Annotated in this window: 10 protein-coding genes; 7 read left to right on the top strand and 3 right to left on the bottom strand. The window is 69.5% G+C overall.

The genetic code is table 11. The features are described 5' to 3' along the window. Positions 1-57 precede the first annotated feature (57 nt). Positions 58-564, bottom strand: coding sequence for a YetF domain-containing protein (locus tag M9902_RS07805; protein WP_297171345.1), 507 nt, complete (start codon positions 562-564; stop codon positions 58-60). Positions 565-744: 180 nt separating this feature from the next. On the opposite strand from M9902_RS07805, the gene M9902_RS07800 reads away from it, so the two are divergent. Both M9902_RS07800 and M9902_RS07795 read left to right on the top strand, forming a co-directional pair. Beyond that, positions 745-1,233, top strand: coding sequence for a S24 family peptidase (locus tag M9902_RS07800; protein WP_297222033.1), 489 nt, complete (start codon positions 745-747; stop codon positions 1,231-1,233). 30 nt (positions 1,234-1,263) lie between these two features. After that, complete coding sequence (locus M9902_RS07795) at positions 1,264-2,550, top strand: Y-family DNA polymerase (RefSeq protein WP_297222031.1); 1,287 nt, start codon at positions 1,264-1,266, stop codon at positions 2,548-2,550. 86 nt (positions 2,551-2,636) lie between these two features. Here M9902_RS07795 and mutM read toward each other — a convergent pair whose 3' ends face one another. Then, on the bottom strand, positions 2,637-3,449 hold the full coding sequence (gene mutM / locus M9902_RS07790; RefSeq protein WP_297222029.1) for a bifunctional DNA-formamidopyrimidine glycosylase/DNA-(apurinic or apyrimidinic site) lyase: 813 nt from the start codon (positions 3,447-3,449) through the stop codon (positions 2,637-2,639). A 107-nt stretch (positions 3,450-3,556) separates the two neighbouring features. Here mutM and M9902_RS07785 point away from each other — a divergent pair, with 107 nt between their 5' ends. Both M9902_RS07785 and M9902_RS07780 read left to right on the top strand, forming a co-directional pair. Further along, positions 3,557-4,108, top strand: coding sequence for a TlpA disulfide reductase family protein (locus M9902_RS07785; RefSeq protein ID WP_297222027.1), 552 nt, complete (start codon positions 3,557-3,559; stop codon positions 4,106-4,108). Then, complete coding sequence (locus M9902_RS07780) at positions 4,105-4,431, top strand: hypothetical protein (protein ID WP_297222024.1); 327 nt, start codon at positions 4,105-4,107, stop codon at positions 4,429-4,431. The genes M9902_RS07785 and M9902_RS07780 overlap by 4 nt, the downstream gene beginning before the upstream one ends. A gap of 55 nt (positions 4,432-4,486) precedes the next feature. On the opposite strand, the gene M9902_RS07775 is transcribed toward M9902_RS07780, so the two are convergent. Beyond that, positions 4,487-6,592: a M13 family metallopeptidase gene (locus M9902_RS07775; RefSeq protein ID WP_297222022.1), complete on the bottom strand. Its 2,106-nt coding sequence runs from the start codon at positions 6,590-6,592 to the stop codon at positions 4,487-4,489. A gap of 185 nt (positions 6,593-6,777) precedes the next feature. Between M9902_RS07775 and acs the strand changes: the two genes are divergently transcribed. The 3 genes from acs to M9902_RS07760 all read left to right on the top strand — a co-directional run bounded on the left by acs (position 6,778) and on the right by M9902_RS07760 (position 12,492). Then, positions 6,778-8,724: an acetate--CoA ligase gene (gene acs / locus M9902_RS07770; RefSeq protein WP_297222020.1), complete on the top strand. Its 1,947-nt coding sequence runs from the start codon at positions 6,778-6,780 to the stop codon at positions 8,722-8,724. A 143-nt stretch (positions 8,725-8,867) separates the two neighbouring features. Continuing rightward, positions 8,868-9,137 (top strand): YcgL domain-containing protein, encoded by a 270-nt coding sequence (locus M9902_RS07765; RefSeq protein ID WP_297171330.1) that lies wholly within the window; start codon positions 8,868-8,870, stop codon positions 9,135-9,137. Next, positions 9,130-12,492 carry an ankyrin repeat domain-containing protein gene (locus tag M9902_RS07760; RefSeq protein ID WP_297222018.1) on the top strand — a complete coding sequence of 1,121 codons (3,363 nt, stop codon included), beginning with the start codon at positions 9,130-9,132 and terminating at the stop codon, positions 12,490-12,492. Before M9902_RS07765 ends, M9902_RS07760 begins: the two co-directional genes overlap by 8 nt. Positions 12,493-12,498: the final 6 nt, after the last annotated feature.

The following is a 12,498-nucleotide window of genomic DNA, read 5'->3' as shown; positions in this document are numbered from 1 at the left end:
TTCGTGTCCTCGTCCACAGGGTGCGCAACCCCTGTTCCGCCTTGGCGGCATGGTAAATCAATTCCGCGCTTCGCCGGTGCCCGCCGCCGGGCTGCGCCGCGCAATCACGGTGATATGGCCGTTGGTTTCCAGCAGGGCCAGCCCGACCTCCTCCAGCCGGGTGACGTTGCCCATCCGCAGCGCCTCCTGGAAGTCGCGCTCGCTCACCAGCTCCCGGCGCAGGACCTGGGCGAACACCTTGCCGTCGCGGGCCAGCACCACCGGCGCCCCCTCCACCAGCCGTTCGACCCGGCGGCTGCGTGACATCGCGAAGGCCACGGCGTAGTTCAGCACGATCAAGGTGGTGGCCATGATCACCGCGCCGGTGATCGAGTTGTCGCCGCCGTTGATGCCGTTTTGCACCGCATTGCCGATCAGGATCAACAGCACCAGATCCAGCGGCGTCATCTGCCCGATCGCACGCTTTCCCGAGGCGCGCACCAGCAGCATCACCAGCAGGTAGATGACCCCCGCGCGCAGGACGAAGATCCACCACGGCGCGGACAACTGCAACAGCGTCTCCATCGAAGCCTCCAAATCCGGGGTCAGCGTCGGATTTTGCCGCCGAACGCCCGCAACCCGTGCGATGGCCGAAAAATCCGAGGCCGGACGCGGCGGTGACGCCCGGTTTCGTGCATTAGTATTTATACTAACCAGCTCGTGCCGACGCACCCCTGCGCCGGCGCTCGCCGAGGAGCGCAGACCATGACCGCCCTTCCACACCTTGCCGCGGCTGACACGCAGGCGCTGGCGCTGGCGCCGCTGCGCCTGACGCCGGTGCCGCTGCTGCTGCCACTGGCGGCGGCGCGGGCGGCGCTGGGTTTTCCTTCGCCCGCCGAAGATTTCCAGGACGACGGCATCGACCTCAACGAACTGCTGGTGCGCAATCCGCCGGCCACCTTCCTCTATCGCGCCGAAGGCTGGTCGATGCTGCACGCGGGCATCTGCGATGGCGACATCCTCCTCGTCGATCGCAGCGTGACGCCGCAGGACGGCGACGTGGTGATTGCCACCTGGGACGGCAATGCGCCCACCTGCAAGGTCTTGCACGTCTGCCGCGACCATCTGGAACTGCACAGCCGCAACCCGCACGTCCCCCACATCGTGCTGCCACCAGGCACCGAAGCGGAGGTGTTCGCGGTGGTGGGCGTGGTGCGGCAGATGCGGCGCAGCCACGGCCGCGTCGGGCGCTGACGGGCGCTTGCCCACGCGCCGGATGCCGCCATGTTCGCCCTGATCGATGGCAACAATTTCTACGCCAGCTGCGAGCGCGTGTTCCAGCCGGAGCTGCGAGGACGGCCGCTGATCGTGTTGTCCAACAACGACGGCTGCGCGATTGCCCGCAGCGACGAGGCCAAGGCGCTGGGCGTCACGATGGGCCAGCCGCTGCACGAGATCCCGCCGCGGCTGCGGCGGCGGCTGGCGATCCGCTCGGCCAACTTCACCCTGTATGGCGACATGAGCGCACGGGTCGGCGCGATCTTGCAGGACGCGGTGGCGCGGGTGGAGCCCTACAGCATCGACGAATCCTTCCTCGACCTGTCGCCGCTGCGCGACCGGCTGGAATTCGCCCGCGCCCTGCGCGAACGCGTGCAGCGTTGGACCGGGATCCCCAATTGCGTCGGCATCGGCCCCACCAAGACGCTGGCAAAACTCGGCAACCACATCGCCAAAAGCGCCCTGCGCAAGCCCGGCAGCTATCCGGCGGCGCTTGGCGGCGTGGCCGACCTGTCGGCGTTGTCCAAAGGCACCTTGACCGAGCTGCTGGCCGCCACGCCGGTGCAGGAGCTGTGGGGCGTGGGTCGGCAGTGGACGGCGCGGCTGCATGGCATCGGCATCCGCACCGCGCTGGAGCTGCGCACTGCGCCGCGTGAACGCCTGCGGCAGCAGTTCGGCGTGGTGCTGGCGCGCACCCAGCGCGAGCTGGCGGGCGAGCCTTGCATCGCGCTGGAGGACGTGGAACCGGACCGCCGGCAGATTCTGGTCAGCCGCTCCTTCGGCCAGCGCGTGGACGACCCTGCGGCGGTCGGCGCGGCGCTGGCCACCTTCGCCCAACGCGCCTGCGAGAAACTGCGCCGACGCGGGCTGGTGGCGGCCGCCGTCGGCGTGTTCGCCCAGACCGACGGCTTCCAGCCCGGCCTGCCGCAGCACCACGCCAACCGCACCGCGCCGCTGGCACGCCCCAGCGCCGACATCCGCCTGATCCTGGCCCTGGTCAGCCAGCTGCAACGCGGGCTGCTGCGCAAAGGCTGCGCCTACAAGCGAGCCGGCGTGTGGCTGTTCGATCTGGCCCGTCCCGACGCCCTGCAGGGCGATCTGTTCACGCCGGCCACGCTGGGCGATCCGCGGCTGATGGCCACCGTGGATGCCATCAACCGTCGCTTCGGCCGCAACACCCTGGGCCTGGCCGCCACCGGCTGGCAGCCCCACCCCGACTGGGGCATGCGCCAGCAGCATCTTTCACCCTGCTACACCACCTGCGTCCGCGACCTGCCGCGGGTGGGGTGTTGAGGAGCGGGGCCGGCGCATCATTCGATCCCCGTTCGCCAGTCTGGATCAACAGGGTCACCATTTCTTTCCTGCATGCGCCCGCTCAGTCACCGCTGGCAAACCCCGCACCACACCGTCGCGCGCTGGCCGATGCTGGCTTGTTTCAGCATGCGGCCGCAGCGCGGGCAGGGCTGGCCGTCGCGGCCGTAAACCAGCAATTCCTGTTCGAAATAGCCGGGCGCGCCGTCCGGGTGGATGAAGTCGCGCAGGGTGGTGCCGCCGCGCTCGATGGCGCGGGTCAGTGTCGTCTTCACCGCCTCGGCCAGCGCGGCATAGCGCTCGCGCGAGACTTTGCCGGCCGGGCGCAGCGGCGAGATGCCGGCGGCGAACAGCGCTTCGGCGGCGTAGATGTTGCCGACGCCGACCACCACCGTCTGGTCCATCAGGAAGGTCTTGACCGGCACCTTGCGGTGTCGGCTTTGATCGAACAGGTAATCACCACTGAAGCCCTCCGACAGCGGTTCCGGGCCAAGCTTCGACAGCAGCGGATGGGTTTCGCCCGGCGCCTGCCACAGCACGCAGCCGAAGCGGCGCGGGTCGTTGAAACGCAGCAGTTGGCCATCGCCCAGCACGATATCGACATGATCGTGCGGGCGCGGCGGCGTGGCTTCCGGCAGCACCCGCAGGCTGCCGCTCATGCCCAGATGCAGCAGCGCGCTGCCGGCCTGCGTGTCCAGCAGCAGATACTTGGCGCGACGGCGCACCGCCGCGACGCGTTGGCCCGGCAGCAGGATCTCGATTTCGCGCGGGATTGGCCAGCGCAGGTCGGGACGACGCAGCAGCACCCGCGCCACCGTCCGGCCTTCGACATGCGGCACCAGGCCGCGGCGCGTGGTTTCGACTTCGGGCAATTCGGGCATGGGCACATTGTCGCGCAGCCGCCACCAGATGCACCGACACCGCTGCGCACCGTACCATTGCCCCAAGGGCGCCCCGCGCCTCGTGCCAACCCACCGAAGGATCATCCATGCGCCGCGCCCTGCTTGCCCTGCTGCTACTGCTCTGTACCGCCCTCGCACAGGCCGGTGAACCGGCAATTGGCGACACGGCGCCCGCTGCGCTGGGGAATGGACGGGACGGCAAGCCGGTGACGCTGGAGCAGTACCGCGGGAAAGTCGTGGTGGTGACGTTCTGGGCCTCGTGGTGCACTTACTGCCTGAAAGAATTGCCGGTGCTCAACACCCTGCAGGAACACGCCGGCGGACTGTTGCAGGTGATCGCCGTGAATGTGGAGGACAGTCCCGCGGACTATCGGCTGATGATGCGGCAAATGAAGAAGTACTCGCTCCTGCAAGCGCGCGATATCCACGGAGACATCGCGGAAACCTATGGTGTGACCGCCTATCCGAATCTTTGGATCATCGACCGCGAAGGGCGTATCGCGGCCCATCATCGCGGCTACGGCGAGAGCACCTTGGATCGGATCGTGGACGAGATCAACGCCATCCTGCGCAGGGCCGCTGCCGGCTCCTCGGCGGCGCCCGCGGCGGCGACACCGGCCACGGAAGCGGCGGGATGAAGTTGCTCGTCCTGGGTATCCTCGCAGTCACGCTGCCAGTAGCGGCGCAAGTGCAGCGCACCGGCGATTACCTTGCGCGCATGGACGCCGACAGCGATGGTCGCGTCTCGCTGGCCGAATACCAGATCTGGATGAGCTATGCCTTCGATGCCATGGACCGCAACCGCGACGGCGTGCTGACTCCCGATGAACAGCCGGGCGGCAAGGGCAAGGCCATTACCCGCGCCGAACACCAGCAGATCCTGGCCGAGCGCTTCCGCAAGCAGGACACCAACCGCGACGGTTTTCTGAGCGCACGCGAGCTGGCCGCGCCGCCACAGTAAGTGCAAGGAAAAAACGCCCGGGGAGCCCGGGCGTTTTGTGGTTCGTATATGCCTCTTACCAGATCTTCACCCGGTCCTCGGGCTTGAGGTAGAGCTTCTGGTTGGCGTTGACGTGGAAAGCGGCATACCAGGCATCGAGATTGCGCACGGTCAGGGCGCGCCACTGGCCGGGGGCGTGTTCGTTGCCGACCACCTGCGCGCGCAGGGCGGCTTCGCGGGTCTTGGTGCGCCAGGCCTGGGCGAAGGCGATGAAGAAACGCTCATCGCCGGACAGGCCGTTGATGCGCGGGGCGGGCTTGCCGTCCAGCGACTTGTGGTAGGCCGCCAGTGCCGCCTGCAGGCCGGAGACGTCGGCGATGTTTTCGCCCAAGGTCTGCTGGCCGTTGATGTGCAGGCCCGGCAGCACTTCGTAGGCGTCGTACTGCGCGGCGAGGCGGTCGGCGGCGGCCTTGAAGTGGGCGGCGTCTTCCGGGGTCCACCAGTTGTGCAGGCGGCCCTGGGCATCGAACTCCGAGCCGAGGTTGTCGAAGCCGTGGCTGATCTCGTGGCCGATGATGGCGCCGATCGCGCCATAGTTGGCGGCGGCGTCGGCATTGGGGTCGAAGAACGGTGCTTCCAGGATGGCCGCCGGGAAGTTCATCGCATTCTGCAGCGGCAGATTCACCGCGTTGACGGTCTGCGGGGTCATCCACCATTCGCCGGCATCCGGCGCCTTGCCGAGCTTGGCGCGCTGGTGGCGGAATTCGAATTCATCCGCGCGCAGCATGTTGCCGAGCGCATCGCCAGGCTTGATTTCGAGCGTCGCGTAGTCGCGCCACGCATCCGGGTAGCCCACGCCCACGCGCATGGTGGCCGCTTTCTCCTTCGCGGTCTTTTTCGTCTCCGGCGACATCCAGGTCAGGCCATCCACGCCGTCGCGGAAGGCGGCGAGGATGTTGCTGACCATGGCCTCGACCTGGGTCTTCGAGCTGGCCGGGAAATACTGCTTGACGTAGAGCTGGCCGATGGCGTCGCCGAGGTCGCGGTTGGTGGCTGCCAGCGCGCGCTTCCAGCGGTCGCGCTGGGCGGTGGTGCCGGCCAGCTGGGTGCCGTAAAAGGCGAAATTCAGGTCGGCGTAGGCCTTGGGCAACAATGAGGCGTAGTGGTTGATGGCGTGGAAGCGCAGGTAGTCCTTCCACACCGGCAGCGGCTGGCTGGCGACCAGCAGCGAGAGCTTGCGGATGGCATCGGGCTGCCAGGCGATCAGGGTCTTCTGCTCGGCCAGCCCGGCAGCGGTGAAATAGGCGTTCCAGTCGATGCCGGGCGCGTGCTGGGCAAACTCGGCCACCGGCCAGGGATTGTTGGCCTTGTGGATGTCCTGGGTTTCGACGATGGGTGCCTGCGCCTGCGCGATCTTCAGCTCCAGATCGTAGATCGCCTGCGCCTTGGCCTCCGCGTCGGGGGTGCCCGCCTGCTTGAGCAGGGCCGCGATATACGCTTTGTACGCCGCGCGGTTGGCCACCATGGTGGCGTCATCGGACAGGTAGTACTCGCGGTCGGGCATCCCCAGACCGCCTTGCAGCAGATAGCCGAAGTTCTGGCTGTGGTCGTCGAGACCGGCGGCAACGAACAGGCCCAGCAGGTTCTCGGTGTAGTAGTTGGTGGCGTTGATCGGATCGACGTCGGCGCGCAGGGTGCTGCCGAGATAGCGCGACAGGCTGGACAGGTCCTGGATGCCGTCGATCGCCGACAGGCTCGGCTGCAACGGCGCCAGGCCGTTGGCCTCGATCCCCGCTTCGTCCATGAAGGCGGCGTAGTAGTCGACGATCTTGCGCTCGTTGCTGCCGGCAGCAGGGTTCTCGCGCTGCAGGCCCTGCACCAGATCCGACAGGCGCTTTTCGGCGCGCTCGAACACGGTATAGAACACGCCGGTGCTGGCGCGGTCGGCCGGAATTTCGGTCTTTTCCTGCCACTTGCCGTTGGCGAAGGCATAGAAATCGTTGCCGGCCATGACGCTGCGGTCCATGCCGGCCAGATCGATGCCGATGGTCGGCGCCGCCGCGCGCGCGGTGCGTGGCGAAGACCCGGTGCCCGCGGGCTTGCAGGCGACGAGGGTGACGCCGACAACGGCAAGCAGCAGGGCCAATGCCAGTGGGGCGGGGCGGCGGGGTGCGATCTTCATGCGGGTGTCCTTGTCGAAGGCGGGTCGAACGGCAGCCGACAGCGTGCCGGAAATGGGCCGTGGCGACAGTGCGAAAAGTCAGGCCGCAGGCGTGACGCGGTCTTGATCACGGATATTAACCCCACTTTGCGGCGCGCTGCGGCAAACTGCAAAGCCCCGGCGATTGCGTCATGTGGAGGCATGCAATGGACAAGGACTTTTACCCCGTCACCCCGGAAGCGGCGGCCGCGGCCAATCTCGATCGTGCCGGCTACCAGCGCGACTACGCCGAGTCACTGCGCGATCCGACCGCATTCTGGACGCGGCAAGCCCAGCGTCTGGACTGGTACCGCTTTCCGACCCGGATCAAGGACGTGAGCTATGACCCGGCAAATTTCCATATCCGCTGGTTCGACGACGGCGAGCTCAATGCCAGCGTCAACTGCCTCGACCGCCATCTGGACAAACACGGTGACAAGGTCGCGCTGATCTTCGAGCCGGACGATCCCAACGCGCCGGCCGAAAAAATCACGTATCGACAATTGCATGCCCGCGTGTGCCGGCTGGCGAACGCGTTGCGCAACTTGGGCGTCGGCAAGGGCGACCGGGTCACGATCTATCTGCCGATGATCCCCGAGGCGGTGGTGGCATTGCTGGCCTGCGCCCGGATCGGCGCGATCCACATGGTGGTGTTCGGCGGCTTCGCGCCCAACTCGATTGCCGACCGCGTCGCCGACTGCAACAGCAAGCTCATCATCACCGCCGACGAGGGCCTGCGCGGCGGCAAGAAGGTGCCGCTGAAGGCCAACGTCGATGCGGCGCTCAAATTGCCCGACACGAATGCGGTGGAAACCGTGCTGGTGGTGCGTCATACCGGCGCGGCGGTCGACATGCAGATGCCGCGCGACCGCTGGTATGACGCCGTGGTCGATGGCCAGCCGGACAGCTGCGAACCGGCGCGCATGAACGCCGAAGACCCGCTGTTCATCCTCTACACCTCGGGCAGCACCGGCAAGCCCAAAGGCGTGCTGCACACCACCGGCGGCTATCTGCTGTGGTGCGCCTACACCCACGCGCTGAGCTTCGACCTCAAGCCCGACGACATCTACTGGTGCACCGCCGACATCGGCTGGGTGACCGGCCACAGCTACATCGTCTACGGCCCGCTGGCCAATGGCGCCACCGGCGTGCTGTTCGAAGGCGTGCCGAACTACCCCGATTTCTCGCGCTTCTGGCAGGTCGTCGACAAGCACCAGGTCAGCATCTTCTACACCGCGCCGACCGCGATCCGCGCGTTGATGCGCGAAGGCGACGGCCCGGTCACGGCGACCTCGCGCGCCTCGCTGCGGGTGCTGGGCAGCGTTGGCGAGCCGATCAATCCGGAAGCCTGGCGCTGGTATCACGATGTGGTTGGTGGCGGCCGCTGCCCGGTGATCGATACCTGGTGGCAGACCGAGACCGGCGGCACCCTGATCAGCCCCATTCCAGGCGCCACCGATCTCAAGCCCGGCTCGGCCACCCTGCCGCTGCCGGGCGTGCAGCCGGCGCTGGTGGATGCCAACGGCGCGCTGCTTGAGGGCGTGGCCGAAGGCAATCTGGTCATGCTCGATTCCTGGCCGGGCCAGATGCGCACGGTCTACGGCGATCACCAGCGCTTCATCGATACCTATTTCAAGGCCTATCCCGGCATGTATTTCAGCGGCGACGGCTGCCGCCGCGACGCCGACGGTTATTACTGGATCACCGGCCGCGTCGATGACGTGATCAATGTCTCCGGCCACCGCATCGGCACCGCCGAGGTGGAAAGCGCGCTGGTGCTCAATGACAAGGTGGCCGAAGCCGCGGTGGTCGGCTTCCCGCACGACCTCAAGGGTCAGGGCATCTACGCCTACGTCACCCTCAAGGCCGGGGTGGCGGAAAGCGAGGAGCTGCGCAAGGAATTGATCGCCTGGGTGCGCAAGGAAATCGGCCCCATTGCAACACCCGATTTCCTGCAATGGGCGCCCGGCCTGCCCAAGACCCGCAGCGGCAAGATCATGCGCCGGATCCTGCGCAAGATCGCCGAGAACGCACCCGAGCAGTTGGGGGACACCAGCACCCTGGCCGATCCGTCGGTGGTCGCATCGCTGGTGGCCAATCGGCGCGAGGCTTGATCGCGGAACATTGTTGACCGTGCGAGGTGGCGTCTTGCGCGCAGCGCGGGGGCGGTCTGCGTCCCGGCGGTACCCATGACGCGCGCTTTCCCGCACAATTCCAGCCTGCGAACTTTCGAAGCGGCCCTTTCCCCCGGATCGCGATGCTGGCCTACGTCTACAAAAGTCTGCGCAAGACCGACACCTACGTGTATCTGTCCGAGCGTGACGGTTTCACCCGCCTGCCCGAACCGCTGCGCAGCCAGCTGGGCGCGCTGCGGTTCGTGCTGGAAGTGGAGTTGGCGCCGGGCCGTACGCTGGCGCGCGAAAATCCCGACGTGGTGCGCGCCAACCTGGCCGGACGCGGCTTCCACATCCAGTTTCCGCCCACCGTGGACGATCCGATGACGGCCGATTGGGGCACCGATGCCTGAGCGCAGGTTCGCCATCGGCGCCGGCCTGCTGGCACTGGCCCTGTTTCTGGCCGCTGCCGGCTGGCTGGACGTGCGTGCGGCCGCGGTGCTGGTCTGGCTGGCGCAGATCCCCGCGGCGCTGGGCGTGGCCCTGCTGCGGCGCAGCCGCGGCCGCGCCGGCCTGTGGCGCGATGCCGGCCGGCTGGCGCTGCTGTGGGGCGGCGGCTTCCTGCTCGCTGGCGCGCTGCTGGCCTGGCCGCTGTGGCAGCTTGATGCATCACCCTCGCTGGGCGCTGCGCTGGCGCTTGGCGGGCTGGCGGGCGTCGTGCTGGTCCTGCTGTGGGCCGGGTGGCCACGCTGGCTGCTGCTGGAGCGCCGCGGCGGCAGCGCCGCCGAGCGCCATCGCGAAGAGCGGGTGCAGGAGCGTGCCGCCTGGAGCGGCCTGTTGCAGGTGGCCCTGCCCGCCTTCATGGCCTTGGCTGGCGGCCTGCTGCTGGCCTGGCCGGAACTGCTGACCGGCAGCGTGCGCGCCGGCGGCAGCGCCTTCTACGCCCTGCTGGTACCGATGCTGCACTTCGCCCTGCAGTCGGCGCCGGCCGCGCAGGCGCCGCTGGGGCTGCCGGCAACCGGCCTGCCGGTGGTCGATCTGGTACTGCCGGAGGCTGCTGCGGACACGGTGGAGGATGCCGCGCCGACGGCGGATGACGCCGTACCCACCCCGGACGTGGTCCCGGCGACCCCCCGCGGGGCGGCACCCGACGTCGCGGTTCTGACCGCCGAACTGTATGCCACCGCGCGCCGGGGTCGGGTCGATCGGGCCCTGGAGCTGCTCGACGCTGGCGCCGATCCCACGCTTGCAGTTGCGGCGGACGCCCGCGACCGCCGCAGCCTCGCAGTGCTGGCCGCGGTGCTGCCCGACCTGCGCCTGCTGCGCGCCCTGATCGCGCGTGGGGTGGACGTGAACGCGCTCGACGGCGGCCTCAATCCGCTGCTGGCGGCCACCCGCGACAGTTGGCACGGACGGGCCGAAGCGGTCATGACCCTGCTGGCCAACGGTGCCGACGTCCATGCCACCGACGCCGAGGGCAACACCCCGTTGCACCACGCCGCCCGCAGCTCGGACCCGGGCGTGGCCGCGCTGCTGCGCGATGCCGGGGCCGACATCAATGCGCTCAATGCCGACGGCGTCTCCCCGCTCGGCAGCGCCTGCGCCAGCGGCAACTGGCGGCTGGCCAAGTTCCTGCTCGAACGCGGCGCCAAGACCGAACCCGCCGACGGCCAGCCGGCGCTGCTGTCCGCGGCCGGCTGCGAGGACGACGACCCGGCCGGGGTGCAGCTGTTGTTGCGCAGCAAGGCCCGGGTCAACGCGGTGGACGGGCAGGGCCGGAGCGCGCTGCACGAAGCCGCTGCCGCCGGCCACGCGGCCATCTGCCGGGCCCTGCTGGATGCCGGCGCCGATCACGCGCGCGCCGATGCCGAAGGCCGCACGCCGTTGCTGGACGCCGCCCGCGCCGGTGCCCAAGGCGTCCTCGAGGTGCTGCTGGCTGCCGGCGCCGACCCGAATGTCGCGGACGCCACTGGCGCCGGCGCACTGCACCACGCCTGCCTGGCGGAGGTGACGACCACCGACCTGGTCCAGCGCCTGCTGGCTCTGGGCCTGGATCCGGCCCGCCCCGATGGCGAGGGCCGCAGTCCGCTGGCGCTGGCGCAGGCGGCCGGGCGCTGGCGGCTGGTCGCCCTCCTCGATCCCCACCATGCGCCCTCGGACACCCTGCCGGAGACCGAATCCGCCGCGCCCGAGCCCGAACCCGAGCTGCCGCCCCTGCCGCTGCTGCACTCGGCGCTGCTGGACGATGCGCCGGCGACCACGCTGGATCCGCTGCTGGCGCGGCTCGCGCCGGGGGACTTGAACCTGCTGCTGGCGGACCCCGCGCTGATCGCGGTGCCGCGCATCCTCGACTGGCTGCTGCGCCGCGGCGCCGATCCGGAGGCACGCGAAGCGCAAGCCCCGGTGGTGGCAGCACTGGCCCGCGGCGAAGCCGGCATCCCCGCGCTGGAACGCCTGTTCGCCCACCGCGGTTCGCCAGCCGGCGCTTCGGGCCTGGCCCGTTTCCTCGCCGCCTGCCGCACCGGAAAGGCCAGCCCGAGCGCCGAAGCCTGCGCCGTCGACCTGCTGGAACGCGGCGCTGACCCGTTCGGCACCAGCGCGAACAGCGAGCCGACCCTGCTGCTGGCCGTGCAGTTGGGCTGGCTGACGTTGGCGCGCCGGCTGCTGGCGCTGGGCGTGGCGCCCGACATTTGCGACGCGCGCGGGCACAGCCCCCTGCACGCGGCCGCCACCCGCGGCGATCTGGCGGCGGTGAAGCTGCTGATTGCCGCCGGCGCCGCGCCCGATCGCCGCGCCGGCGATGGCCAGACCCCGCTGGGCCTGGCCCTGTCCAGTGGCCGCAGCGATCTCGCCACGTGGCTGGATTGGCACGGCTGGCGCCTGCCGCACCGGCCGCTGGTCGCCACCGACCTGCCGGCGGCGGCGATTGCCGGCGATCAGGATGCGGTCGAACGCCTGCTTGACCTCGGCTTTCCGATCGACACGACCGACGCTCAAGGCTGCACCGCCCTGCTGCGCGCCGCCGGCGATGGCCACGCGGCGCTGGTCGAATTCCTGCTCGCCCGCGGCGCCAGCCCGCGGATCGCCGCAAGAACCGGCGCCACGCCGCTGTCAGCGGCGGTCAGCCGGCGTCACCTCACCATCGTCGAACGCTTGCTGCAGGCCGATTGCAACCTCGAACAACGGCTGCCCGGCGACGTGACGGTGCTGATGCTGGCGGCGGCCCTGGGCCTGCCCGAAGTGGTGGCGCGCCTGCTGCACGCCGGCGCCGACCTGCGCGCCAGCGACGCGCAAGGCCTGACCGCGCTGCACTGCGCGGCGCTGTACGGATTCACCGAGCGCGATCGCAGCCGCCTGCTGGCACTGCTGGACGGGCTGCTGCTGGCCGGTGCCGACGCCAACCGCGCCGCGCTGGATGGCGCCACGCCGCTGCTGCTGCTGCTGGGCGCGCGCGCCGAGCCGGGCACGCCCAGCAGCGAGGACGTGCTGCTGGCCGGGATGGAGCGCCTGTTCGACGAAGACGTCAGCCTCGACGTGCGCGATCCGCGCGGCTACGGCCCGCTGCATCTGGCCGGCTTGCACGGGCTGGTGCGGGTTGCACGGGCGCTGCTGCGCGCCGGCGCCGACCCGGACCAGCGCGACGCCCTCGATCGCACCCCGCGCGAGCTGGCGCTGCTGCGTGGCTATGTCGACGTGGCCGCGGAGCTGGCGCCCACCGTGCGCACCAGCAAGGCCGACGTGCCGCTGGCGCGGTTCCTGCGCGACTGACGGCCA

The sequence above is a fragment of the Thermomonas sp. genome (assembly GCF_023953935.1).
GTDB lineage: Bacteria > Pseudomonadota > Gammaproteobacteria > Xanthomonadales > Xanthomonadaceae > Thermomonas.
Note: the sequence above shows the minus strand (reverse complement) of the source record. Positions and strands in the feature narration are given on the sequence as shown.